The sequence below is a fragment of the Enterococcus sp. AZ078 genome (genome assembly GCF_051714985.1).
Lineage (GTDB): Bacteria > Bacillota > Bacilli > Lactobacillales > Enterococcaceae > Enterococcus_B > Enterococcus_B hirae.
In genome coordinates this window covers 232,074-256,763 of the sequence record NZ_JBIOSW010000001.1, presented here as the reverse complement: position 1 = coordinate 256,763, position 24,690 = coordinate 232,074, and the positions used below count along the sequence as shown (strand labels likewise).

Here is a 24,690-nt window from a genome sequence, read left to right as displayed (position 1 = left end):
GTTCGTTATTCGAAAAAAGACAGCATAAGCAAGATTATCGTAATAGCAAGAGGTCGTGAAAGAAGCGTTCAGCTCCGAGCGAATAAGAGAGGATTTTTTAAAATAGCTCCTCATATTTTAGAAAATCATCGCTTATTGTTGAGGAGTTGCTTCTTGAACGCCGTGAATCAGAGGTCGTGAAAACATCGGGTAGCTCTGATGACAATAAGAAAGAATTTTTTGAAACAGCTTCTCATGTTTTGAAAAATTCAGGCTTATTTCAAGGAGCTGATGTTTGAACACCGTTTAGCAAGAGGCTGTGAAAGAAGCGTTCAGCTCCGAGCAAATAAGAGAGGATTTTTTAAAATAGCTCCTCATATTTTAGAAAACCATCGATTATTGTTGAGGAGTTGCTTTTTAAACGCCGTTTATTCGTTTTTAGAGACACCCGAAGCGACTGAGGGGAGTTTTGGACTCCGAGGAAAATAAGAAAATACTTTTCGAAATACTTTCTCATTTTTTGAAACATTAAGGTTTATTTCAATTTGCCTATGTATAAACACCTTCTAGAACAAGAAATCGTGAAAGAATCTTTTCTTCTTTCTGTTCAAATTATTCTAAGATTTCTCTTCACCCACATCATTTTTCATAGCGCACAAATTTTTAGAACATAAATAAATCCCTTATGCTAAAAGCACAAGGGATAAAAAATCTTTTACACTTCATTCGTGTAAGGGTCCCATCAAAATTAAATTGATGCACCGAAAAATAGTATTATTTGTATACGGTTAATTCTTATTTACAAATTAATTGTATTTTCTAAATTCTTTTTTGTCAAGCCACTTATAAACCTTGACTTCTTCTATTAATTAATAATTTTCCCCATATTAACTATCTCTTTAGAAAGAATAAAACAAACAAAGGTTTCTATAAAATCCATCATAAAAGCGCATTTATTTCTATACTTAAATGTGAATAAATTACCAATCTACGGTTTAGTCAGAACTCTTTATCCTATGCCATAAAAAGGAGATCTTTTATGATATAAATTAAACAATACAAAAAGCAGATAACACAATCAATTACATGTTTGATTACTATGTAGGCACTAGTCCTATAACTAGTAAGAAAATTAGAACCGAGTATAAAAAGAAGACTAGTAAAGACCTAACATTCATTACTATTCATAGTTTTAGGCATACGTATGTAAGCCTACTTTAGTTATCAGAAAGAAATCTAAAAAAAGTACAGGAATATTTCATTCTAATGTGAAAACTACACTAAATGGATACACGCATTTAAATGATAAGTACAGTGAACAAACCGCTGATAAGCTAATGGAGTTTATGAGTTTAGATTAAATTTTAAATAACAAAAAAACCCACTAATTAAAGTGGGCTTGTGGGTATTGAATACCCTTTATTTAGCTAAAGCATCTTTAGCTTGGTCAGCTAATGCAGTAAATGCTGCTGCATCGTGGACAGCTAAGTCGGCTAACATTTTACGGTTGATGTCGATTTCAGCTAATTTCAAGCCGTGCATCAATTTTGAGTAGCTCAAGCCATTCATACGTGCTGCTGCGTTGATACGAGCAATCCACAATTTACGGAAGTCGCGTTTCTTTTGACGACGATCGCGATATGCGTAGTTGTATGAATTCATTACTTGTTCTTTTGCTGTTTTAAATAAAGTGTGTTTTGAACCGTAGTAACCTTTTGCTAATTTTAGCATTCTTTTACGACGTTTACGAGTGACTGTTCCACCTTTAACACGTGCCATGTTTAATTCCTCCTAATAAAAATAAATCTTCAAATTTCGATCTTTTTGTTTTTTTTATTTCATTTTTGCTAGTTGTTGGCGAATACGTTTGAAGTCGCCACTAGAAACCATGCTTGCTTTACGCAATTGACGGCGTTGTTTTTTAGTTTTACCGTGGAAACGGTGACTTGTAAACGCGCGGAAACGTTTTAATCCGCCTTTACCAGTACGTTTGAAACGTTTTGCTGATCCGCGGTGTGTTTTTTGTTTTGGCATGACTATATTTCCTCCTCAAAATCTTTCGTTATCCGACTATCGACTGTCCAACAGTCAGTGAGTCATTCAAATTACTTACTGTCGTTTTTCGGTGCCAGCGTCAAGAACATGCTGCGTCCGTCCATTTTCGCTTTTTGCTCAACTGTCGCAATATCAGCAGTTTCTTCAGCTAAGCGATCCAAGACTTTTTGACCAATTTCTTTGTGGGTAATGGCACGGCCTTTGAAGCGGATAGAAGCTTTCACTTTATCGCCCTTCTCTAAGAACTTACGTGCATTACGAAGTTTTGTATTGAAGTCATTCACGTCAATTGTTGGACTTAAACGAACTTCTTTAACATTGATCACTTTTTGTTTTTTACGCGCCTCGCGGTCTTTCTTTTGTTGCTCGAAACGGTATTTTCCGTAGTCCATGATTCGCGCAACTGGTGGCTTCGCACTTGGGGCAACTAACACAAGATCTAAATTTGCTTGTTCTGCAATTTTCAATGCTTCTGCTTTTGTCTTAACTCCTAATTGCTCACCATCTGAACCGATCAATCGTAACTCACGTGCACGAATGCCGTCGTTAACCATCATATCCTTTGCTATGGTCATTCACCTCCAAATATTATGAGAGAAAGAAAAGCGTACCGAATATTCGGCAATAAAAAAACGAGTTCTCTTCCAGAACCCGCACGTACTTCACCTAATTCAATAGATGAAAACTATCTAGCCCAGTGACTGAATCAACTAAGGCGAGAAGCGGGTGCTTCTGCTTTTATTTCTCAACTTCAATAGTATAGCAAAACTATATTTCTTTGTCAATCTTTTTCACTAGAGACTCTCAAAACATTCCCCAATCAGTTAATTACTTTAGTTGTATCCTTGTCTAAATAAAAAAACTTTTAGCTATCGAAACACACCCTTCATCAGACACTCAACTTTTTTGATGACCGTCTTCCTAGAAACTACCGAATCCTACGCCACAATGCGATCAGCATCCAAACTGACAATATCAGACTGATGAATAAGGCGATCCCCCAACCAAAGACAGAATGTGTAAAAGGCAATTGTAGATTCATACCGAAAAAGCCTGTCACAATGGTAGGAACGGTCAGAATCAATGACCAGACTGTCAAAAATTTCATCGTGTCATTTAAGTTGTTGTTCAACAAATTATTATACGTTCCCGAAAGTTGATCAAGGATCTGGGAGGCCAAATTGGTCATTTCCACTGCCTGTTTTGCTTCAATCAATGCATCATCCAATTGTTCCTTCTCTTTTTCAGTGAGCTTTCGATAAATCGCTAATGCTTTGATTTGTTCTAATAATACGACATTTTGTTTTGTACCAGTCACTAGATAAACTAAACCAACTTCGAGGTCAGATAAAGCTAGTAAATTGCGGTTCGTAGTTTTTTCTCGCAACTTTTGGTTTAAGCGTTGTCGTTCACTATTCACTTCTTCGATCAACGGGAAGAAGGAATCTGAAATCAGAAAGAGCGTACGAAAAAGTAAACTGTATACATTTATCTCGGAATCCCGATCTAAGATTGAACGAATCAGGCGAATCACATATTCTGTATTTTGAGTCGTAAATGTAAATAGACCATTTTCTTTTAGAATAAATGCTACTGGACTTGTTTCATAGTGGTTTTCTATTTTTTGTTGATGAGGGACATTGGTGACTAAAAGTAAAATATCATCAAGAGTATCATATTCCACACGAGCACGTTCATTTTTGTCTAAAGAATAGGTAAGCATCTCATCACTAATGCCATACTCTTCCTTAAGATTTTTGATTCCCATCACATCATCTCTAGGTACGTTCATCCAAAAATTTTGATCAAAATTAAAAAAACGTTTTTCTCTCATACCTTCCCCTTCTTCCTGCACTGATAGATTCATTGAGTGTCTCATGGCTACTCTTCCAAGTATTCTTGGCGAATTTATAGATAGTTAGCCATTCCGACCGCTGTCTCGCTCTCAAAAAACAGAATAAGCCGATGAAAAGCGAAAATAGCTCTCCTATTTTCAATTTCTTCGGCTTAGCTATCGAAGTTAGATCTTGTCTTCTTTATACTATCATTTTTTATTGGACTCAAGAAACAAAGACTTCTTGACGAATTTCTGCTAACTTTTCTTCAATCATGTTCAGCACTTCTACTTTTGCTTGGGGATCTTCCACAAAATTGAATCGATCGCCATCAATTTGGATTTTGGGACTTTCATTGTACTCGTCATACCATTGATCATAGCGACGATTCAATTCTTTGTAATAATCATATAAGCTTGGATCGAAGGAAAGTTGTTCATATGATCGTCCTCTTTTTTCGATCCGTTCAAGCATCGTATCAAATGAAACACGAATATGAACCAATAAATCCGGATGTTTTTTATGTGCGGCATACGGCAACTCTTCCATCATATTTGCTAATAGCTCGTCATATACTCGAACTTCTGTTTCAGTTGCCCGACCCAAATCAGCATTCAAATGAAAAAGCAAAGAATCTTCATAGATCGAACGATCTAAAACATTGTTGTCTTCTTTCATTGCCTGCTTGATACTTTCAAAACGTTTATTCAAAAAATAGATTTGTAACAAAAACGCATACTGCTCAGGATTGGCATAAAATAAAGGCAATACCTCATTATCCTCGATTGACTCATAAAAAGCTCGACTTCCAAAGTGTTCAGCCATCATTTCTGTTAAACTTGATTTTCCAGCGCCAATGGTACCTGCTAAAACAATCACACTCATTAACCTCCAACTCACTTTATCACTAAATGTTGTGTCTTTTTCCAATTCTTTTTAAATATACCCCCAATATCTGGTGGTGTCAATTAGGAATAACAGGATATTTCCATTCATAAAATTCAATAAAATCTTAAGAAAAAAGAGGTTTTTCAACAGAAAACGTATTCTTTATTTTACTTCTGGGAAGGTTTTAGTAAAATAAAGATGAATTGTTTTTTGAACTTCTATGTTATACAATCTGTTCGTTAGCGCAAAGGATCCAAGGCGCTTTATTTTTTGCTCAAAAAAGTTATGGGAATAAAAGAAGGAGTTAGATTATGGCAAATTATGGCCAAGGGGAATCAAATGGTAAAATTATTCTGATGGGCGAACATGCAGTTGTCTACGGCGAACCGGCAATCGCTTTTCCTTTTCAGGCAGCAAAAGTAGTTGCTTCCTTGAATGAACACATCACTTCGTCAGGAGATCAGCTTGTTTCTTCCTACTATACAGGAATACTGCGTGATGCCCCACATTCGTTAAAAAACATCAAGCAGTTAGTATTCAACTTAAAAAAGGAACTGCAAATTGAGCAATCATTAGAGTTAACTATTCACAGCACTATCCCTGCCGAACGTGGAATGGGCTCAAGCGCTGCAGTAGCTACGGCAGTTACTCGTGCCTTTTACGATTATCTCGAACAACCACTTTCTCGCGAACAGCTCTTGACAAATGTCCAAATTTCAGAAAAAATTGCCCATGGTAATCCTAGTGGTATCGATGCTGCGGCAACAAGCAGTTTAGAACCAATCTACTTTGTGAAAGGACACCCGTTTGATTATTTCTCTTTAAATATCGACGCTTTTTTGATTGTCGCTGATACCGGAATCAAAGGTCAGACGCGAGCAGTGGTCAAAGACGTTGCTCATTTATTTGAAAAAGATCAGCAGAAAGTTGGACAAAAAATCCAACAACTAGGATACTTAACAAGGCAAGCCAAAAAAGCCATTGTTAAAAATAACCCCGAGCATTTAGCCCAAGCGATGAATGAAGCCCAACTAATTTTAAAAAATTTAACGATCAGCAACGATTTTCTTGATGTATTGATCGAAACCGCTAGAGATTCAGGCGCTTTGGGAGCAAAACTAACTGGTGGTGGTCGGGGTGGCTGCATGATTGCGCTAGCTCAAACAAAAACAAAAGCCCAAGAAATCAGCGAAGCCCTCTTACAAGCGGGAGCAGCTGCAACTTGGATTCAAGGATTAGGAGTACATACCTATGTTTAAAGGCAAAGCACGAGCATATACGAATATCGCCCTTATCAAGTACTGGGGTAAAAAAAATGAATCATTAATTCTCCCGATGAATAACAGCTTATCACTCACATTAGATGCATTTTATACGGAAACTGAAGTCAGCTTTTCAGAAGCTTACACAGAAGACCAATTTTATTTAGATAATCAATTGCAAGATGAAAAAGCAACCAAAAAAATCAGTACTTTTTTGGATATTGTGAGAGAAAAAGCGGGTACCACGAAAAAAGCAAAAGTGATCAGCCAGAATTTCGTTCCGACTGCTGCGGGTTTAGCTTCTTCTGCCAGCGGCTTAGCGGCTTTAGCCGGAGCATGCAACGAGGCATTGAAATTAGGATTAGATGATCAAGCTTTATCAAGACTGGCTCGTAGAGGATCAGGTTCCGCTTGTCGGAGTATTTTTGGTGGATTTGTTGAATGGGAAAAAGGACACGATGATCAAAGTTCGTATGCTCATCCAATTTTCTCAGACGGTTTTGAAGATCACTTAGCGATGGTCTTTCTATTGTTGAATGAACAAAAAAAGGATGTCTCAAGTCGTGATGGTATGCGCCGAACGGTTGAAACTTCAAGTTTTTATCAAGGATGGTTAGATTCTGTCGAAGCCGATCTTTATCAACTAAAACAAGCAATCAAAACTAAGAACTTTCAACTTCTAGGTGAAACTATGGAACAAAATGGGTTAAAAATGCATGGAACGACATTAGCTGCACGTCCGCCATTTACCTACTGGTCTCCTGATAGTTTAAAAGCCATGCAAGCGGTGCGGGATTTAAGAAACCAAGGGATTCCTTGTTACTTTACTATGGATGCTGGCCCAAATGTGAAAGTGCTAGTTCAAAAAGACCATCTAGATAAGGTCAAAACAGCATTTAGTGACTTATTTAGTAGCCAACAAGTCATTTCGGCTTTTGCAGGTCCAGGAATGACGATTATTGAATAAAGGGAGATTTTTATGATTGAAGTATCTGCACCAGGAAAACTTTATATTGCTGGAGAATACGCAGTTGTTGAAACCGGACATCCGGCTATCATCGTAGCCATTGATCAGTTTGTTACTGTAACCGTTGAAACCGCACGAAAAGTCGGCAGCATCCAATCTGAGCAATATAGTGGCATGCCGATTCGTTGGACTCGGCGTGATGGTGAACTTGTCTTGGATATTCGTGAAAATCCATTTCATTATATCCTTGCTGCCATTCGTTTGACTGAAAAATACGCACGAGAAAAAAATATTTTACTTTCTTTTTATGACCTAAAAGTGACAAGTGAATTGGATAGTTCTAACGGACGCAAATACGGTCTAGGCTCAAGTGGCGCCGTAACTGTCGCAACAGTCAAGGCATTGAATATGTTTTATGCGTTAAATCTTACACAGATTGAAATTTTCAAAATTGCTGCACTAGCAAATTTAACGGTTCAAGATAATGGCTCTTGTGGAGATATTGCAGCTAGTTGTTATGGTGGTTGGATTGCTTTTTCAACCTTTGATCACCAGTGGCTCCAAGAACAAGAAAAACAACATACGATCGTTGAACTCATCGAAATGGATTGGCCTGGTTTATCCATTGAGTCTCTTCCGACACCGAAAGATCTGCGTTTACTGATTGGTTGGACTGGCAGTCCTGCATCAACTTCTGATTTAGTCGATCAAGTCCATCGCTCACGTAAGGAAAAAATGGTAGCCTATCAAAAATTTTTACAAGATAGTACCTTATGCGTTCATGAAATGATTAAAGGATTCAAAGAAAATAACATTGATTTGATCCAAGCCATGATCAGGAAAAACCGACAACTACTCCATGAGCTATCGTCAATTACGGGCGTATTGATCGAAACCCCTGCTTTAAATAAATTATGTAGCTTAGCAGAAGAATACGAGGGCGCAGCAAAATCATCTGGAGCAGGTGGTGGCGATTGTGGTATCGTAATCGTGGATCAAAAATCCGGTATCTTGCCTTTGATGAGCGCTTGGGAATTAGCAGAAATTACACCCTTGCCATTACACGTCTATAGTAACCAACGAAAGGAAAAAGGATGAATCGAAAAGATGAACATGTCTCATTAGCTAAAGCTTTTCATAGTAAACAAAAAAATGAATTTGATACGGTTCGAATCGTTCATAACCCCTTACCTGAAGTTTCCATGTCAGAGATTGATCTACATACGACTGTTGCTGGCTTAACTTTAGACTATCCTTTATATATCAATGCTATGACTGGTGGAAGTGAAAAAACTAAAAAAATCAACCATGATTTAGCGATGATCGCAAAAGAAACAAATTTAATGATTGCCACGGGTTCAGTCAGTGCAGCTTTAAAAGATCCTGCTTTAAGCGACTCTTACACGATCATGCGTGACGTTTATCCAGAAGGAAAGATCCTTGCCAACGTAGGAGCCGGCACCTCTTTAACACGAGCAAAAGAGGCGATTGAACTATTTCAAGCCGATGCTTTACAACTTCATCTCAATGCACCACAAGAATTGGTGATGCCTGAAGGGGATCGTGATTTTTCCAATTGGAAAGAATTGATCAAAGAAATCAGCGAAGGCATTTCGGTTCCTTTGATCGTGAAAGAAGTCGGTTTTGGTATGACTAGAGAAACGATCGATGAACTAGCCGAGTTGGGGGTTCAGACAATCGATATCAGTGGCCGAAGCGGAACCAGCTTCACTCAAATCGAAAATGCTCGTCGCAAAAAAAGAGAGTTAGATTATTTAGTCGATTGGGGACAATCAACGGTTACTTCTCTGCTAGAGGCAAACGAAGCCCAACATCAAGTAGAGATTCTTGCTTCTGGTGGTATTCGCAATGCCTTCGACCTCTTCAAAGCACTTTGTCTTGGTGCCAATGCAGTAGGCGTTTCTGGAACGATCTTAACGCATCTCATGACACACGGCGTGGCAGAAACGATCCAACTAGTCCAACAATGGCAAGCAGAACTTCAACGGCTATTGACCATGGTAGGAGCTAAAACTATCCAAGAACTTCATCACCAACCCTTGATTTTATCTGGAACTACTAAAGATTGGTGCGAAGCCCGAGGAATCCCTCTGACCAAATATGGCACACGAAAGAAATAAACAAATCGATTCAACTCAAAAAGGTTGTCCACTCATCGAAAAGATGAATGACGACCTTTTTTGTCTACAAAAATACAAAGTTTTCTTAGAATGAGATTTTCTTATGGCGTTGACTCTATTTTATCCTTCACCAATCGCCTCATACGTTTGTTCTAGTTTTCATGCGATAAATAATAGGATACCAACTCTTTTTCATCTGATAAACAAAAATAAAACCTATGTATCTTTGACAAACGGCTATAATTCCATTCCTGGCATCAATGGCGGAGCGCTAGGTTTTATTATACCCATCCCCTTCCCTATCTCAGGATTACTCGTTTCACATACTTTCCCTTGTTCTTTACTTATTAGATCAGTCAATTGTTTTTTCCCCTGCTGTTTTTCCTGAACTGCTGTTTCACGCTTAAAGTTATCTGGATTGGTTAGTAGATAACTATAAATATCTCTCCGACTCATCTGAAGATCTCGTTCTATTTTTTTTCGCTTTTTATCCACTTTACCAGCACTAAATAAATTGAGCGTTTTTCCGCCAGGGTTAATCCTGAATCGTATAATTTTTTCTAGCTGCATAGATCTTTTAAGATATAAACGTATTATGACATAATAGTCTATTTTATTTTGATTAAAACAAGGATTCTTTACATTCCCTAATTTTTTTAACGTTTGATCTAGCTCCTTAAGATTGTGGAGATTATTTTTTAATTGTTGCTTTCGTTGTTTTTCAGTCAATTCTTTAGTAACCAGTTTTAGTTCTTTTGTTGTTACTTTTTCTTTTGCTGCTATATTTTTTTCGGTTGCTGCTTCCTCTTTTAGTTTGTCATCCTCCGGTGTATTTTTTTCATCTGCGACAACTTTAGTGTTCACCACGTACTTTAATAAAGAATGATCGATCCATTTTTCACCTCTCCTACCAGTTAAATACTGCATTTCCTTCGTCAGTTTTTTTATCTCAGACTTGCAATTTTTGATTTCTTTTGCTATTTCGTTAAGCTCTTTTTTTTTGCTCTTGATCGTTTCACCATGTACTCGCTTGGTGCTTTTATATAATGCATTTTTTTTTGCTTTCACTGCGTTTTGAAGTTCCTGCTCACAGTCTTCCTTTTTTTTAATTTGAGAATGCTTTTTCTTATACCAATCCTCTCTTTTCTTAGCCCGTTCTTCAATTTCTCTCTTTAGTTCATGTTTCAACTCTATGTATAGCTCAGTATATTTGTGTATGTTTTCAAGTGGTTCTAAGTTTTCCCGCAATTTGACTTCTAATGAATCAACGGTTGACATCAATTGTTCTTTTCCCGTATTATCTTGATTTTTTGTTTTCTCAAATACTAGTTTTGTCATCCTAACAACTTCCTTTCTTTTTTCATTTTTACTTATCTAAAGTAACACGGTTTACTAGTCTTGATAAAACTACTTTTTCTAAAAAAGCGAATTAATCGTTTTTTTCTAACAAAAGAAATTCCTACGCTAGTTCTAACGAGATTGATTCCCTTTCCGACAAAAAAAGGGACTGGGACAAAAGTTGTCTCAGTCTCTTCTGGCATCTCTAAAAACGAATAAACGGTGAGACAAAAGTAGCATCTTCAGAAATAAGCCGAAATTTACCAAAAATTTGAGAAGCAATTTTCGGAAATTCCTTCTTATTTCTTGATGCTGAACACTTTTGTCTCAACCTCTTGATTAACTATAATTGTATTGAATTAACCATTATAAGCATCAATAATGATTTGTTTTAGCTCACTGATCAATGGCTCTTTTGGATTTGCTGTTGTACATTGATCTTCATAAGCAAGTTCTGCCATACGGTCAACCGTTGAATCTAAGGTTTCTTGTGTCACACCTTGAGCCTTCAAGCTCATATTGATTCCAACTGATTGTCCTAATTCATAAACTGCTGTTGCTAAAGCTTCAACTAATTCCGCTGTTGTTTGTCCTTTTAACCCTAAGAACTTAGCAATATCTGCATAGTCTGTATCTGCACGGAAGTAATCATATTTAGGGAACATTGCATGTTTTTGTGGATCTTTTGCATTATAGCGGATGATATGTGGTAATAAAATGGCATTTGTACGACCATGTGGGATACCATATTCTCCACCAATTTTATGCGCAACTGAGTGACAAATTCCTAAGAAGGCGTTCGCAAATGCCATCCCTGCCATTGTAGAAGCGTTGTGCATTTTTTCTCGTGATTCCATATCAGGAGTTTTCACTGATTTTTCTAGGTAATCGAAGACTAATTTGATTGCTTGTAAGCTCAAGCCTCTTGTATAATCAGAAGCCATAACAGAAACATAAGACTCAATCGCATGAGTTAATACGTCCATCCCTGTATCTGCCGTGACAGAAGCTGGTACTGACATGACAAATTGTGGGTCGACGATTGCTACATCTGGTGTTAATGCATAATCTGCCAATGGATATTTCACATGTGTATCACTATCTGTGATAACGGCAAAAGGTGTTACTTCAGAACCCGTTCCTGAAGTTGTCGGAATACACACAAATTGTGTTTTTTCTGGTTTATCGATCTTATATGTCCGTTTACGGATATCTAAGAATTTTTGTTTTGCTCCAAAGAATGAAGTATCTGGGTGTTCATAGAACATCCACATTCCTTTAGCAGCATCCATTGCAGAACCGCCACCTAATGCAATCACTGTGTCTGGTTTGAAATCAGCCATCAATTTCGTTCCTGCATAGACTGTGTTTGTTGAAGGATTTGGCTCAACTTCTGAGAAGACTTCGATTTTCACATCATTCTTACGTCTTGATAGTACTTCACGAACCGTATCACAGTAACCAAACTGCACCATACCAGGATCACAAACGATCATGACACGTTCTACGTTTTCCATTTTTTCTAAATAAAGCAAAGAGTTCTTTTCAAAGAAGATTTTTGGTGGTAATTTGAACCATTGCATATTATTTCTCCGTTTCGCTACAGTTTTGACATTGATCAAGTTGATGGCACTTACATTTCTAGAAACAGAATTTTTACCATATGAACCACAACCTAAAGTTAGTGAAGGGATCATTTCGTTATAGATATTTCCGATTCCACCTTCTGCTGAAGGAGTATTTACTAAGATACGGCAAGCTTTCATCCGTAGACCAAACTTCACATGTAGCTCTTCATCCTCTGAGTGAATCACTGCAGTATGGCCTAACCCGCCTAAGTTCAACATTCCTTCGCATAATTCAAAGGCATGTTCTGTATTGTTTGCTTTAACCATTGCAAGTACTGGAGAAAGTTTTTCACGTGAAAGAGGGTAATCCGCTCCGACACCTTCTAATTCAGCTACTAACATTTTTGTCCCTTCTGGAACTTTGATGCCAGCTAGTTTTGCAATGTCCATTGCAGAATGTCCAACGATTGCTGGATTTACTGCGTATTTACCTTCATTCATCACTGCATCTTCTAATTTTGAAAGTTCAGCTGGTTTCACAAAATAGACTTGATGTGCTTGGAATTCTGCTTTAACTGCAGCATAGACTTCTTTGTCAACGATTACTGCTTGCTCAGAAGCACAAATCATTCCGTTATCGAACGTTTTAGAAACGATCAAGTCATTCACTGCTCGTTTGATTTTTGCTGTTTTTTCAATATATGCTGGTACATTACCTGGTCCAACACCTAAAGCTGGCTTTCCTGTTGAATAAGCAGATTTTACCATTCCTGCCCCACCAGTAGCTAAAACAATTGCGATCCCTGGATGATTCATCAACATTGAAGTCGCTTCAATCGATGGATGTTCAATCCATTGAATACAATTTTCAGGTGCGCCAGCTGCGATCGCTGCATCACGAACGACACGTGCTGCTTCAGCAGAAGATTTTTGAGCACTTGGATGGAATGCAAAAACGATTGGGTTTCTTGTTTTCAACGCGATCATTGATTTAAAAATTGTCGTTGATGTTGGGTTAGTTGTTGGAGTTACCCCACAAACCACACCAACTGGTTCAGCAATTTCAATCAAGCCTTTTTGAACATCTTCATTGATGACACCAACTGTTTTATCGTGCTTGATGTTATTCCAAATATATTCAGAAGCATACATATTTTTGATCGCTTTATCTTCATAGATTCCACGACCAGTTTCTTCAACTGCCATTTTAGCTAACGGCATATGTTGATCTAATGCTGCCATTGCCATTTCATGCACAATATGATCTACTTTTTCTTGATCAAAGTTTTCCATCTCTTTTAATGCGACATTTGCTTTCGTTGCTAATTCATCAATCATTCCTTGAACATCAATAGTTTTTGGTTGTTCTTTCTCCATTACTTTAGCCATTGTCTTCCTCCTAATGGGTCATGGTTGTTTGTTAATTAATTCACATTCTCATCATACAACAAACCTTTTCAGATGTAAACCTTTATTGTGATTTTTTTCACAGTTTTTTAAATTTCGATTAAATCCTTTATTTATCAGTGTTTTTATTTATTATCCTAATGATCCAAAGTATTTTATCAAAAAAACAGTTTATTCAAAACTTAACAAAGTCAGAGATTTAGGATAAAAAAAGAGCCCGAGACACCGTCTCAGACTCAACTACTAAGCTTTACCTATTTGTTTTCTTTACTATCTTCAGGTGTTTCAACAGTTTCAGTAGCTTCTTCTTTCACTTCTACTGTTTCAGCAACTTTTGGTTCTGTTTTTTCTACCGTATTTACTGTCGAATCATTGGTTACGACAGTTCCAGGTTTAACCGTTTTGATGGCTGCTCGATCGTATTCTAGAAAAATCCCTTCACAATCTATAACGACTGTGCGTTTTTCATTGTCGATCTCTGAAACAACACCATGTAATCCGCCGATTGTAACTACTTCATCGCCTGATTTCATACTGTCTAGTAAATTTTGTCGTTCTTGTTGTTGTTTCTTTTGTGAACGTGACATAAAATACCACATTGCTAAAAGAGCAACGAACATGACTAACATTGGTAATGATCCCATTTTTTTCACCTCACTAACATGTATCTACACACTCAACTTTAGCAGAAAAAGGCGTGAGACACTAGTTTTTTACATAAATTTAGTGAAAAAGATTAGAAACTTTTGGCATTCTCTTTATTAAACCCATATTCCTCAAAAAAGGCTGCTCGAAATTCTAATAAATTGTCATCCATGATTGCTTGACGCACTTGTTTCATCAAGTTTAATAAGAAGTACAAGTTATGGTAAGACGTTAACCGTATCCCAAATGTTTCATCACATTTGATCAAATGACGAATATACGCACGTGTATAATTTTTACATGTGTAGCAGTCACATTTCTCATCGATTGGGCGGAAGTCATGTGCGTATTGTGCATTTTTCACGACTAAGCGTCCTTGTGAAGTCATACAAGTACCATTTCTTGCGATACGTGTAGGCAAGACACAGTCAAACATATCGACTCCTCTAATCACGCCGTCAATCAATGAATCTGCTGCACCAACACCCATTAAATAACGTGGTTTATCCTCAGGGATCAATGGTGTTGTAAACTCTAACACACGGTTCATTTCTGATTTAGGTTCGCCAACAGACAAACCACCGATTGAATAGCCAGGGAAATCCATTGAGATCAAATCTTTTGCACTTTGGCGACGTAAATCTTCAAACCCAGCTCCTTGAATGATACCAAATAATCCTTGACGATCAGGATTCAGATGGGCTTTTAAGCCTCGCTCAGCCCAACGTGAGGTTCTTTCCACTGATTTTTTGACATAATCATAGCTTTCATCAAAAGGAGGACATTCATCAAAGCTCATCATGATGTCTGATCCTAATTTATTTTGGATATTAATTGCTTTTTCTGGTGATAAAAACATCCGAGAACCATTTAAATGATTTTTAAAATGGACACCCTCTTCTTCGATGTTACGCATATCGCTTAGCGAGAACACTTGAAAACCACCTGAATCTGTCAAAATCGGTTGATCCCAATTCATGAACTTGTGTAAGCCGCCTGCTTCTTCTACCAAGTCTTCTCCAGGTCTTAACCATAAATGGTACGTATTACTTAAAATGACTCCCGCGCCCATTGCTTTTAATTCTTCAGGTGACATGGTTTTGACAGTTGCTAGTGTTCCCACAGGCATAAACATTGGTGTGGGAAATGTCCCATGAGGAGTGATCAATTCACCAAGACGGGCACCGGTATGTTTTTCTTTTTTGATTAAACGATAACGAATGGCAGGTTGTGTCATTCAATTCCCTACTTTCTCTATAATAATCGCATTGACAACTCCCATCATCATAATCGTTCTAACTCTTTTTTGCAAGGGTTCATTGGGTAACAGGTGTTTATTTAACCTTCATTTTTTAAAGAAATTATAATAACAGATAAAAGATAAAGAAAGCCAAATTGTTTCTTCTTTGTTATACTTATGGCATAAATAAAAAGGAGTGAAACTCATGCTATCTTCAAAAGAACTGAAACAACAAGCAAAAGACAGTTTAAAAGGACGCTGGGGACAAGCTGTATTATTGAATTTAGTCCCAACGTTAATCACAATTGCACTCATTATGATCATAGCTATTCCGACCGCTTTATTATTGGCTCATACCTATAATGATCCTGCAGCTGTCCAAGATATGGCAAACAATACCAACGGAGGTGCTGCTTCTAGCGGTGGTGGTATTGTGTCTGGTATTATCAGCGCACTATTTATGAGTGGGATCTCATGGACCTATCTAGATATCCTGCGTGGAACCAAATCGACCATCGAACCATTTAAAGATGCCTTTCGTGGTTTTACAGGATTATTTCTTGGTGGTGTGATTTTACTAGCTATTTTGATTTCGATCTTTACTACTTTATGGGCGTTATTATTCGTTATTCCTGGTATCATCAAAAGTTATTCTTATTCCCAAAGTTACTTCATTTACTATGATGTTATCACTGAAACAGGGGAAAAACCAGGAGTGCTCAATACGATCACTGCTAGTCGTAAATTAATGGATGGCTACAAAGGTAAATTGTTCTGGCTTGATCTATCCTTTATTGGCTGGCATATCTTAGCCATGCTAACTGCTGGAATTGGTTATTTATGGTTAAATCCTTATATTACAGCAACTAAAGCAGCTTTTTATGAACAATTGCCAAAAAACGTATAAAAATCAATGTCCAATGAAACGACCCTCAAAAGTTAGACCAAAAATCTAACTTTTGAGGGTCGTTTCACATGCTTCAGCCGCAGTCGCTTTTTTCATTTCGCTCACTTCTGCTCAGCTTTTAGAACTTCGCCAGTATACGCATCAACTTTGACTGTCACTTTTTTTATTTTTTCTTTAATAGTAATTGTCCAATACGATTTTCCTGATTGTCTTTCGAGATACCACATTACTGCTTTTCCTGTCCCAGTCGTTTTTTCAGCTACTTTTTCAGCTACTTCAGTAACTTCCGATAAACTTTTTAAGTTTTTGATATTGAACAGATCTGCGGATTGCTCGGTAGTGGCTTGTTCGTGTTTGTTTCGTATGCGATATACTTTTTTTTTTGATGTTCGCTGTTTTAGTTGAAATTCTTACGCTGCATTCTTTAGTTGCATCTCTACCAGTAATTTCGTAATAGTAAGGACCAACAGTCTGACTAACTTTCACAGAAGTAATCGCTTGATTAGGATAACAAGTCTGATAAGTTTCAAGCGCTTCTTTTAATGATACATTGAATTTTTCCGGCTCCTCAATTTCATCCGCAGATGTGGACGAACTAGAAACATTGGCAACCTTGATTTCTTTCGTTTCATTCCCATAATTTTCATAAGGATAATTAAAAACAAACATCACCAACATCCCCAAACTAAAACTAGTTAATACCGTTAAACACCATACAAACAACTTCATCTTTTCCGCTCCTTCACAATCAATTGTTAGATTCTTGAAATGAACGATTAATCGTTCTTTTTTTAGGAGTTTGAGGCTGGGACAGTTTCTTGCTCCAGCCTCGTGAGAGAATATTAAGAGATAAAAATTAGCAAATCATCTCTATGTACTTATATTACTGAATCCAAACAAAAAAATTTTCTTTATTTTTTTTCAAACGTTTTTTTTGTAAGAAATAAAAAGAAAAAATAGTTGTTCAAACCTTCTATTCATTAGAATTCTAAAATCTAGTGACTTCGACTCAAAAAGAAAAAAAACAAAATTGAAGGAAGGATTAAAATAACCTAGGTACTACAAGAAAAAATCAATAAGGAGTTGGTCGTATCATTTATGAAAAAAAAGAAACAAATTCAATCTTATTTTTTACTTAGTTTCATCTCACTGATCATTGTAGCAATCTGCTTATCTATCCCCGTCTTTTCTCAAACCCTTCCTGAAGAAAAGACATCAGCTACTTCCCAAGATCTTGATCTACTAAATGCTTTTAAGTACTATTTACCTGGTTTAACAACATCAGATAATGTATCGATTGTATTTTATGATGAGAATTTACAAAAACTAGATGAACAAAATATACCAATTGAAAAAGAAACGATGGACGTAAAGAAAACAGCCAATCAGATCGAAGCCATCAGTCGTTATGATCAGTTGAATGATTTGATGTTAACTATTGGAAAAGTTTCTAAAAATCAAACTTGGCAAATATCTAATGCTTATTTACTTCCTCTTTCGACAGAGAATGTTACCGATAAATTTGCTAGTAGAAAAGAAGTCCTGAATAAAGTTTATACAGATTATGTCTCGCCTTATCATGATTTACGAGCCATATCAGCTATTGATGGCGATGATCCTAACTATGATGGCTATACTGGCGGATGGCATACTTATGATGAATTAGTCGACACACCGACAGCTGCTTCTGAAAGTTTAGAAGTATATGCAGATGGAAAAAAAATTGTCGGAGATAGTACTTTTTCGACTAAAGAACTTAAAATAGTCACTACAAACTTAGTCCAAGCGGTCAATACAAAAAAAAGAAATGGTACTGGGCGACCTGTGTTACGAGAAAAAGTCATTTATACGATCATTGCAGGAAAAATTGGTGTGGAAGTGGATGTTACTGCATTAGAAGACGTAACATTAAAAGATTATGCTTTTTTGCAAGTAGCAACAAATGATTATAACAATAGTATACTGGCACTAGGTGATCCACTTTATCCTTATGAAATCAGGAACTTCACAAAAGATATTTGGGGATCTTCGAGAAAGCATTCTAAAACCAATGAACTCATCTTATCTGACGGTTCCAATCAGTTGAGTTTAACAATTGATCCTACTGTTGGAATCGGCAACTATCAATATAATCCTACAGACAGCGTTTGGTTTTATCGTTCCTATGGTAAATTGTACTTTAATCCAATTGCTACCGAAGACCTGGCTCCATTGCGCCTAGTAAAAGGGCAAGGCTTTATAGCAAAAGGATCCTATCAATTTTCACACACAGAATAATAATCAAAGCGCTTCTCAGTCCAACAGCTGAATCATTTTAAAATAGGCCAAAGCCATTTCTAGATGATTCAGCTTTTTTTGTCTTTATTTTTTGGGCTCTTTTCTTAAAGTATGTTTAAGGTGAAAATGGGTTCAAAGCTTCGTTCTTGTCTTATTTTTTCTAAATAAAAAACTAGAAGCTTCCCCCAAGAGGCTTCTAGTTTAAGATTAACTTGAAATAAATGAATGAATGGATGGATCCCTTTTTATATATTAAAACTATATTTTTTAGAAATCTTCATTAACGACTTCTATGATTACTTTTGTATTTCCTCTCAGCGCTTTAGAGTAAGGGCAAACTTGATCTGCTTCTTCCACTAAGCGCACAGCTTCTTCTCTTGACATTCCTTCAATGAATACCTCTAATAAAACTTCAATAGAAAAATCAGCATCTCCATGGTTCATCAAAGCAACAGTTGCTCGGACAGAAGTTGTATTATCAAGTTTTTTTCTTGACATTACTAGCTCCAAAGCTCCATTAAAACATGCGCTGTACGCAGCAGCAAAAAGCTCTTCAGGATTTGTTGCATCTGCTACACCTGAGCCTGGTGAAGTTACATTATATAGAAAGTTCTTCTCTTTTGAATAGATTTTTCCTTCTCTTCCACCAGTATTGATGGTTACTGCTTCATAGATCTTACTCATATGAATCAAGCCTCCTAAAATGATAAGTAAAATAAAAGATTCAGTAAATCTTTTATTTATCAAAATTTTACCTCATCGATTTACTATATTTTTTCTTTTAAAAGAAGCAATGAATAATCAAAATGCAAAAATAAAAAATCGGCTACGTATTCGTTAACTAATTTATTGACAAAAAAGTGGCCATAAACAGCTCATCCTGTTTATGACCTTATTCAAAAACATTCCCTTAAGAAATAAAACAAAATTTTGAAACCAGAGAAAGCTACTTAACATTTTTTCTTATCTATCAGTGAAACACTCAGATGTGCTTCTTTGATCTTAACAAGCACCTTTTGTGTAGAGCATCTTCCATATGGTTTTTAAAATGATTTTAAAGTCAATTATGATACTACGTTGTTGCACATATTGGAGATCCATCGCAACCATTTCTTTAAAATTGACATCACTTCTACCATTTACCTGCCATATACCCGTACATCCAGGCTTTACTAGAAGACGTTGTTCATCATGGTGAGAATATTGGCGTACTTCTCTAGGCAAAGGTGGTCTAGGACCAACTAAACTCATCTCACCTTTTAACACATTCCATAATTGAGGTAATTCATCTAAACTGGTTTTACGAATGAACTTACCAATCTTAGTGATGCGTGGATCATCTTTGATTTTAAACATCGCACCTTCTATTTCATTCTTGTCTAGCAAATTCTCAAGTTTTTCTTCCGCATCCGTACACATTGAACGAAACTTGTACATTTTAAAGGTACGCTTGTTCTTCCCCACTCTTTCTTGAGAAAACAAGATAGGAGCTCCTGGTTCTTCCAAGTAGATCTTTAAAGAAACCCAAAGGAGGATAGGAGAAGTGAGGATCAGTCCAATGATACTTAAAAGAATATCTAATAATCGTTTGACCATTTCATAACATTTCTTTGGTTTTATCGTTACATAAACGCTATTTTCAAAAGAGATATTTTCTTTTAATTTCAACTCCATATGACTAACCACCTTTTCTGATAATCAGCTAGATAATTGTCTATTTTTTATTTTTTTGAACCAGGTGCTGCAAGTTAGGTTTTCTGTTTTGTAACTCCTGATTTGTGTGTCAATACAACAAAAGTAACAAAGAAAAGTATCGATAGAACCAATAGTATGATACCCATCTTTATAAAGAGCAGATCGAATGTCCTTAAATAAGTTTGGACAAATTCATAGATACTTTGTGTCATGATCCCTATTCTACTCATCCAGTCATTAAAATAGATGATCAATGGTCCGACTACTAAAGAGAGTCCTGTCCCAGCCAGTATCAGACTGGTAAACGAGATTCTTTCTTTATTTGAACGACAGGTCATGAACAACATCCCGATAATCACACACACAGCAATCCCTGCTTCGATAATAAAAGTATTCAAAGTTGCCTTATATTGATTGACTTTATTGACAAAATTAGCTAGATAAGGAATTTCTATAGCTTGTTTCACTACCTGCATTGAAGAATCAACAAATTGAGCAATTCCCTTATTCATCTGTTCATCTGTTTTCATTTTTTTATCTACTGCATATTGGTTTATTTTTTTGTATAGTTCTTTTTTCACTTCTTCTTCACCTTGTAAGGTGAAAGAATGACCACTATATAATGTATTAACGTATTGCGTCATATTTTTTTCGATCAGAGTGGACGGAATTACATCTTTGACTACCTCTGGCGGGATATTGCTTCCTCGTGCCAAATCTTGGATTTTGTTATTCATTTCTTTTTGAACATTGAATGCATACTGCGAATGGTTTACTTGTTGCTGCATAAATGTTGGCCGCATCAGTGTCATTCGTATGCCAATCAGTGACAGAAAAACAAAGAAAACAAATGAGCACACAAACGCTAAAAACAATTGAGCGGTTCTTTTCATCAAACTTTTCTTCATTGCTAAAGTCCTTTATTAGTTATTTTCATTGATTTTAGGTCCAGAAATTAAATTTGCTGTTATAAATAAACGCTCGTTTGTCAAGCCGAGGCTATCGATTGGATAACACGTATAAAGAATTAATTCACGATTTTTTTGTTGCCTTAGTTCCTTTGCAATTTGCCAATCCGCTTTATTAGCCACTTTTTTATCGGTCACTGTATAGTGATAGTTTCCATAAGTTGTCTGGATGTCTATTTGTTCATTTGGTTGGATATTCAATAGTTTTCCAAAAGAATCAATATTGTGTCCACCAATCAAAGTTGTCCCGATTTCTCCAGGAAAAACAGACCCCATATACTGACCCGCTCCTTCACGAAGAATGGATTCTGAATCGCCAAAGTAAAGGGGCACCTTTAATTTAAGGGTAGAAATACTAATCTCACCATAGTGTTCACCGTATTTAGGAAATTGAATTTGACTTGAATTGATTTCCGCTTGATTTGTCGAAGTTTTTTTAATGTTGCCGGTTGAAAACGTTCGTTCAAAATTAGGCGCCTCTGAGAGTAATAACACCTGAATAGACGATGAAACAAATTGAATCACTGGCCTTGCAACAAGATAAACAAAACAATAATTTAGGATAAAGAAACAGATCGAAATCAAGCATCCTAGCCCAATCTGTTTCACTAATTGCTTTTTACACACGATACTCACGCCGACGCGCTACAACATAAGCAATAATAGAAACCATTGCTAATGCTCCTGCTGTGATCGCACTCATTGTATAATTCCCACCCGTTTGTTTAATTGCATTCCCCGTCGAATAAACTGGATTGCCTGATGAGTCTACGATCGTTACACCATCTCGATAGAATGTAACAGTTAGATTTAGCAGTTTGCCAATTTCGATAACAATTTGTTTTAATTGTTCAATAATGGGTCTTGGCAAGGATTTAATCAATTGTTTTAATGAATTAACGGATTGAACCTCAACATCTTGCGCATTATCCATAATTAATGTTCGTGCTTGTTTTAAATAATTAGTCACTTCAACTGCAACGTTATCTGACAAGTCATGTACTTTTAAATAATTTTCAGCTTGAGTGATATCTGTCTGATCGAAATGAAAGGCTTTTCCTTTAACAGTGACCCCTTCTTGGAGTTCTTTCAGTATTCCATTTTCGGCATTGGTAATTGCCCCTTGCGTATCTGCATGAACCACTGCTGGTAACAACAAACATAAAATCGTTGCAACAACACAAAGTGTATTTTTCAATTTTTTCATAGAATTTCTCTCCTTCTTTTCTATATTTGTTACATTATTTATTCTATCTAGCATCTGCAGATCCATTTTTCTTTGTTTTTTATAAAAGATGAAATTATCTTAAAATAACCAAAAAAAATATTATTTAGTGAATTTTCTCCCCATTTCCTATAAAAACACTTATTTTTATTTTTAGACTATGATTCCATTTTCGTTCTCTCATAAAAAATTATTTATTATTTCTTCAATTGGATGAAACAGTATAAAAAGTAAAAAAAACAACGTTATTTGAATAGCGTATTTTTATAGTTAGTAAATGAAAAACTTAGGGAGGTCCCAAAGTGATTGAAGATTACATCGAAAAAGATATTATTAGAAAAGTGAAATTAATTGAATTTGCTTTTGAACTAAAACGAATAAATGTAGGGGAAGCCGCAGAGAGATTAGGGGTCACTTTTAACACGATCAAATCAGATTTCCAGAAGTTATCTATTTTACTAGAAAATGAAATAAAATTTTATAAAATGACAAGTAGTCATATCCTTATTTTCTTTAAACCGAATATCCGACGTTATGATTTGATCAAAATCATCTATCAAGATTCTAATTTTTTAAAGGTTTGTTCCCGCTACATCATTGGCGAATATGATTATATAACGCTCGTTGATGAAGAGTTTTTATCAGTAACCAAAGCTTTTAAAATCAAGAAAGATGTCGAAAATTATTTTGCAGAAGCGCTTTCACCTTTGTCCGATAATCCTGAAGAAACTTATGAATTGCAATATCGTTTTTTGATTTTATCGATTTGGATGCGCTGTGATTATTTAAACTCAGAAGTTAATTGGGACGTTATGGCTAAAGCAGAACATTACACAGACACTGTTCTAAATATCTTGTCAAATCGACTCAATAAAACACAATATACCTTTTTAAAACTATCGATTTATTTAGCCCTGTCTCGCCGAAAAAGTAACCCTATTGTTATTCCTTCAGAAACAATGAACATTCTGGAAAATGGCCTCATTTTTAATATGTTCCAAGATATTTTCAATGAACCTGAATATGATGAAACATTGAAAAAAGAAGAAATTGCTTATTTATCCATTATTTATCGTACATTACCTTATAATTCACCGAACTATTTTATGATCGATTTAGATTATCAGTACGTTCGAAATCGATTAGTCGCGGAATTTAAAGAAATCGATGTACTGATTGAACTATTTGAAAAAGAGTTTGGGGTCAATCTATATGGAGATATTTTATTTGAGGTGCCGTTATTTAATTTGCTTTATACATGTGCCTTGAATATCGGTAACTTTTTGGTAACAAAGCATACTTTTTTAAGTGCTCAACAAATGGAATTGCTGCAACGAGTGAAGCAGATTTTTAAAAAATGGGGGCAAGAGTTGGAAACACCTATTCGCTATATTCCTTATTTCCATTTACAAGCCTTTTGTCAACTGACTTCTTTTGTATTGACGAACGGCAGCAAACATAAAATCGGAGTCATCATCGTTGCAGAAAGCGAACTCTCACATATTACATTTAGGAAATCATTGGAGAAAAAGCTTTCATTAAGTGACGTGATTCTCGATACGACGCTGTACTATTCCCTAGAAGATGTCCCACAATATATTATGAAATCAGACCATCTAATTATTTGTGAACGTACCCTACTTGATGAAGAAAGTATGAAAAACGAAAAAGTTTATCCTATCTCATTAAGTTCCTTACTCTCTGATATCAAAGATATTGCTTCATGTATAATGAATTTTGAATAAAAGATCGCAAAAAAGCAAAGATAGGAGAAGCCATCTTTGCTTTTTTGCGATAAATTCTTTTCTTGGCATTTTCTTTTTATGTCTAACATACAAAATTAACTATTACTAATTACATCTTCAGTACTTAATGTATAACCGTTAGCAAGTAATTTTTCTTTTTTTACGACATAATGATCCACATCTGCCGAAACAACAACGACATGTGTCAATATATTGATGATTTCTCCTTTAACAAGCGTTCCTGACACTGAAGGTGCAGAAATGATTGTTCCAACTTTTGCTTCCATCATTTATCATTCCTCTTCGATTTATTCTTATTTTATGTTTCTCATTATATAGAATGGCATCATTTTTTTATTTTTATTTTTTAACTTTTACAATTAAAATAAGGAAAAGTATTGCTTTTTCTATCGATATTCCTACGACTATTTTTTATTTTTGTCAGTATCTCTATTATCGTTTAAAAAGAAAGAAAAAAATTAAAAAAAAAAGACTTTATACTATGTATTGTAAGAGTTACACCTTACAAAAAAGGCTTAGATAAAGCC

Annotated in this window: 24 protein-coding genes and 1 other annotated feature; of the genes, 7 read left to right on the top strand and 17 right to left on the bottom strand. The window is 35.9% G+C overall.

Translation table 11 applies throughout. The annotated features are described in order from the left end of the window. Positions 1-1,398: 1,398 nt before the first annotated feature. The 5 genes from rplT to IGJ18_RS01195 form a co-directional block, all read right to left on the bottom strand. Positions 1,399-1,758, bottom strand: coding sequence for a 50S ribosomal protein L20 (rplT, locus tag IGJ18_RS01215; protein ID WP_010720283.1), 360 nt, complete (start codon positions 1,756-1,758; stop codon positions 1,399-1,401). 54 nt (positions 1,759-1,812) lie between these two features. Further along, complete coding sequence (rpmI, locus tag IGJ18_RS01210) at positions 1,813-2,013, bottom strand: 50S ribosomal protein L35 (RefSeq protein WP_002289309.1); 201 nt, start codon at positions 2,011-2,013, stop codon at positions 1,813-1,815. Positions 2,014-2,084: 71 nt separating this feature from the next. Continuing rightward, complete coding sequence (gene infC, locus IGJ18_RS01205) at positions 2,085-2,609, bottom strand: translation initiation factor IF-3 (protein ID WP_010720284.1); 525 nt, start codon at positions 2,607-2,609, stop codon at positions 2,085-2,087. A 43-nt stretch (positions 2,610-2,652) separates the two neighbouring features. Then, positions 2,653-2,778 (bottom strand) — a sequence feature (ribosomal protein L20 leader region). A 184-nt stretch (positions 2,779-2,962) separates the two neighbouring features. Then, on the bottom strand, positions 2,963-3,868 hold the full coding sequence (locus IGJ18_RS01200) for a magnesium transporter CorA family protein (protein ID WP_081128399.1): 906 nt from the start codon (positions 3,866-3,868) through the stop codon (positions 2,963-2,965). A gap of 226 nt (positions 3,869-4,094) precedes the next feature. Next, the gene (locus tag IGJ18_RS01195; RefSeq protein ID WP_025480454.1) at positions 4,095-4,754 is read right to left on the bottom strand and encodes a deoxynucleoside kinase; all 660 of its coding nucleotides are present in this window, start codon (positions 4,752-4,754) and stop codon (positions 4,095-4,097) included. A 314-nt stretch (positions 4,755-5,068) separates the two neighbouring features. Here IGJ18_RS01195 and mvk point away from each other — a divergent pair, with 314 nt between their 5' ends. The 4 genes from mvk to fni are packed head-to-tail and all read left to right on the top strand — an operon-like array spanning position 5,069 to position 9,127. Beyond that, positions 5,069-6,016, top strand: a complete 948-nt coding sequence (gene mvk, locus IGJ18_RS01190; RefSeq protein ID WP_010720287.1) for a mevalonate kinase — start codon at positions 5,069-5,071, stop codon at positions 6,014-6,016. Then, complete coding sequence (gene mvaD / locus IGJ18_RS01185; protein WP_438842754.1) at positions 6,009-6,986, top strand: diphosphomevalonate decarboxylase; 978 nt, start codon at positions 6,009-6,011, stop codon at positions 6,984-6,986. Before mvk ends, mvaD begins: the two co-directional genes overlap by 8 nt. Positions 6,987-6,998: 12 nt before the next feature. After that, complete coding sequence (locus IGJ18_RS01180; RefSeq protein WP_010720289.1) at positions 6,999-8,084, top strand: phosphomevalonate kinase; 1,086 nt, start codon at positions 6,999-7,001, stop codon at positions 8,082-8,084. Beyond that, a complete protein-coding gene (fni, locus tag IGJ18_RS01175) occupies positions 8,081-9,127 on the top strand; it encodes a type 2 isopentenyl-diphosphate Delta-isomerase (RefSeq protein ID WP_411244914.1) in 1,047 nt (348 codons plus the stop codon). The genes IGJ18_RS01180 and fni overlap by 4 nt, the downstream gene beginning before the upstream one ends. A 237-nt stretch (positions 9,128-9,364) precedes the next feature. Here fni and IGJ18_RS01170 read toward each other — a convergent pair whose 3' ends face one another. The 4 genes from IGJ18_RS01170 to tgt form a co-directional block, all read right to left on the bottom strand. Further along, complete coding sequence (locus IGJ18_RS01170) at positions 9,365-10,465, bottom strand: hypothetical protein (RefSeq protein ID WP_438842753.1); 1,101 nt, start codon at positions 10,463-10,465, stop codon at positions 9,365-9,367. Between the two features lie 359 nt (positions 10,466-10,824). Further along, positions 10,825-13,422 (bottom strand): bifunctional acetaldehyde-CoA/alcohol dehydrogenase, encoded by a 2,598-nt coding sequence (adhE, locus tag IGJ18_RS01165; RefSeq protein WP_010736883.1) that lies wholly within the window; start codon positions 13,420-13,422, stop codon positions 10,825-10,827. Between the two features lie 272 nt (positions 13,423-13,694). Next, complete coding sequence (gene yajC, locus IGJ18_RS01160; RefSeq protein WP_010720295.1) at positions 13,695-14,084, bottom strand: preprotein translocase subunit YajC; 390 nt, start codon at positions 14,082-14,084, stop codon at positions 13,695-13,697. 92 nt (positions 14,085-14,176) lie between these two features. Next, entirely contained in the window at positions 14,177-15,322 is a 1,146-nt protein-coding gene (gene tgt / locus IGJ18_RS01155) for a tRNA guanosine(34) transglycosylase Tgt (protein ID WP_010720296.1), read from the bottom strand. Between the two features lie 208 nt (positions 15,323-15,530). Here tgt and IGJ18_RS01150 point away from each other — a divergent pair, with 208 nt between their 5' ends. Then, the gene (locus tag IGJ18_RS01150) at positions 15,531-16,232 is read left to right on the top strand and encodes a DUF975 family protein (protein WP_010720297.1); all 702 of its coding nucleotides are present in this window, start codon (positions 15,531-15,533) and stop codon (positions 16,230-16,232) included. Between the two features lie 101 nt (positions 16,233-16,333). Here IGJ18_RS01150 and IGJ18_RS01145 read toward each other — a convergent pair whose 3' ends face one another. Together IGJ18_RS01145 and IGJ18_RS01140 are read right to left on the bottom strand one after the other, a co-directional pair. Then, positions 16,334-16,459, bottom strand: a complete 126-nt coding sequence (locus tag IGJ18_RS01145; protein ID WP_081248800.1) for a PepSY domain-containing protein — start codon at positions 16,457-16,459, stop codon at positions 16,334-16,336. Between the two features lie 49 nt (positions 16,460-16,508). Further along, on the bottom strand, positions 16,509-16,961 hold the full coding sequence (locus IGJ18_RS01140) for a hypothetical protein (protein WP_126344803.1): 453 nt from the start codon (positions 16,959-16,961) through the stop codon (positions 16,509-16,511). A 369-nt stretch (positions 16,962-17,330) separates the two neighbouring features. Between IGJ18_RS01140 and IGJ18_RS01135 the strand changes: the two genes are divergently transcribed. Continuing rightward, positions 17,331-18,509, top strand: coding sequence for a hypothetical protein (locus IGJ18_RS01135; RefSeq protein WP_438842752.1), 1,179 nt, complete (start codon positions 17,331-17,333; stop codon positions 18,507-18,509). Positions 18,510-18,776: 267 nt separating this feature from the next. Here the strand turns inward: IGJ18_RS01135 and IGJ18_RS01130 are convergent, their stop codons facing one another. The 5 genes from IGJ18_RS01130 to IGJ18_RS01110 form a co-directional block, all read right to left on the bottom strand. After that, positions 18,777-19,193 carry an Ohr family peroxiredoxin gene (locus tag IGJ18_RS01130; protein WP_438842751.1) on the bottom strand — a complete coding sequence of 139 codons (417 nt, stop codon included), beginning with the start codon at positions 19,191-19,193 and terminating at the stop codon, positions 18,777-18,779. Positions 19,194-19,511: 318 nt separating this feature from the next. Further along, positions 19,512-20,183 carry a sugar transferase gene (locus IGJ18_RS01125; RefSeq protein WP_438842750.1) on the bottom strand — a complete coding sequence of 224 codons (672 nt, stop codon included), beginning with the start codon at positions 20,181-20,183 and terminating at the stop codon, positions 19,512-19,514. Positions 20,184-20,257: 74 nt separating this feature from the next. Continuing rightward, complete coding sequence (locus IGJ18_RS01120; protein ID WP_438842749.1) at positions 20,258-21,112, bottom strand: hypothetical protein; 855 nt, start codon at positions 21,110-21,112, stop codon at positions 20,258-20,260. 15 nt (positions 21,113-21,127) lie between these two features. After that, positions 21,128-21,808 (bottom strand): class D sortase, encoded by a 681-nt coding sequence (locus IGJ18_RS01115; protein ID WP_095454083.1) that lies wholly within the window; start codon positions 21,806-21,808, stop codon positions 21,128-21,130. Beyond that, positions 21,792-22,379, bottom strand: coding sequence for a cell wall protein (locus IGJ18_RS01110; protein WP_207413951.1), 588 nt, complete (start codon positions 22,377-22,379; stop codon positions 21,792-21,794). Before IGJ18_RS01110 ends, IGJ18_RS01115 begins: the two co-directional genes overlap by 17 nt. A 320-nt stretch (positions 22,380-22,699) precedes the next feature. Between IGJ18_RS01110 and IGJ18_RS01105 the strand changes: the two genes are divergently transcribed. Further along, entirely contained in the window at positions 22,700-24,142 is a 1,443-nt protein-coding gene (locus tag IGJ18_RS01105; protein WP_095454085.1) for a helix-turn-helix domain-containing protein, read from the top strand. Positions 24,143-24,237: 95 nt separating this feature from the next. Here IGJ18_RS01105 and IGJ18_RS01100 read toward each other — a convergent pair whose 3' ends face one another. After that, on the bottom strand, positions 24,238-24,432 hold the full coding sequence (locus tag IGJ18_RS01100; protein WP_438842748.1) for a hypothetical protein: 195 nt from the start codon (positions 24,430-24,432) through the stop codon (positions 24,238-24,240). Positions 24,433-24,690: the final 258 nt, after the last annotated feature.

Excerpts from the sequence above, each read along its gene's own strand:
- IGJ18_RS01120 (WP_438842749.1), bottom strand. The coding sequence starts at position 21,112 with ATGAAGAAAAGTTTGATGAAAAGAACCGCTCAATTGTTTTTAGCGTTT.
- mvk (WP_010720287.1), top strand. The coding sequence starts at position 5,069 with ATGGCAAATTATGGCCAAGGGGAATCAAATGGTAAAATTATTCTGATG.
- IGJ18_RS01100 (WP_438842748.1), bottom strand. The coding sequence starts at position 24,432 with ATGATGGAAGCAAAAGTTGGAACAATCATTTCTGCACCTTCAGTGTCA.
- yajC (WP_010720295.1), bottom strand. The coding sequence starts at position 14,084 with ATGGGATCATTACCAATGTTAGTCATGTTCGTTGCTCTTTTAGCAATG.
- IGJ18_RS01110 (WP_207413951.1), bottom strand. The coding sequence starts at position 22,379 with ATGAAAAAATTGAAAAATACACTTTGTGTTGTTGCAACGATTTTATGT.
- infC (WP_010720284.1), bottom strand. The coding sequence starts at position 2,609 with ATGACCATAGCAAAGGATATGATGGTTAACGACGGCATTCGTGCACGT.
- IGJ18_RS01200 (WP_081128399.1), bottom strand. The coding sequence starts at position 3,868 with ATGAGAGAAAAACGTTTTTTTAATTTTGATCAAAATTTTTGGATGAAC.
- IGJ18_RS01135 (WP_438842752.1), top strand. The coding sequence starts at position 17,331 with ATGAAAAAAAAGAAACAAATTCAATCTTATTTTTTACTTAGTTTCATC.
- fni (WP_411244914.1), top strand. The coding sequence starts at position 8,081 with ATGAATCGAAAAGATGAACATGTCTCATTAGCTAAAGCTTTTCATAGT.
- IGJ18_RS01140 (WP_126344803.1), bottom strand. The coding sequence starts at position 16,961 with ATGAAGTTGTTTGTATGGTGTTTAACGGTATTAACTAGTTTTAGTTTG.
- IGJ18_RS01170 (WP_438842753.1), bottom strand. The coding sequence starts at position 10,465 with ATGACAAAACTAGTATTTGAGAAAACAAAAAATCAAGATAATACGGGA.
- IGJ18_RS01195 (WP_025480454.1), bottom strand. The coding sequence starts at position 4,754 with ATGAGTGTGATTGTTTTAGCAGGTACCATTGGCGCTGGAAAATCAAGT.
- rplT (WP_010720283.1), bottom strand. The coding sequence starts at position 1,758 with ATGGCACGTGTTAAAGGTGGAACAGTCACTCGTAAACGTCGTAAAAGA.
- adhE (WP_010736883.1), bottom strand. The coding sequence starts at position 13,422 with ATGGCTAAAGTAATGGAGAAAGAACAACCAAAAACTATTGATGTTCAA.
- tgt (WP_010720296.1), bottom strand. The coding sequence starts at position 15,322 with ATGACACAACCTGCCATTCGTTATCGTTTAATCAAAAAAGAAAAACAT.
- IGJ18_RS01180 (WP_010720289.1), top strand. The coding sequence starts at position 6,999 with ATGATTGAAGTATCTGCACCAGGAAAACTTTATATTGCTGGAGAATAC.
- IGJ18_RS01150 (WP_010720297.1), top strand. The coding sequence starts at position 15,531 with ATGCTATCTTCAAAAGAACTGAAACAACAAGCAAAAGACAGTTTAAAA.
- IGJ18_RS01125 (WP_438842750.1), bottom strand. The coding sequence starts at position 20,183 with ATGGAGTTGAAATTAAAAGAAAATATCTCTTTTGAAAATAGCGTTTAT.
- mvaD (WP_438842754.1), top strand. The coding sequence starts at position 6,009 with ATGTTTAAAGGCAAAGCACGAGCATATACGAATATCGCCCTTATCAAG.
- IGJ18_RS01145 (WP_081248800.1), bottom strand. The coding sequence starts at position 16,459 with ATGTGGTATCTCGAAAGACAATCAGGAAAATCGTATTGGACAATTACT.
- rpmI (WP_002289309.1), bottom strand. The coding sequence starts at position 2,013 with ATGCCAAAACAAAAAACACACCGCGGATCAGCAAAACGTTTCAAACGT.
- IGJ18_RS01130 (WP_438842751.1), bottom strand. The coding sequence starts at position 19,193 with ATGAGTAAGATCTATGAAGCAGTAACCATCAATACTGGTGGAAGAGAA.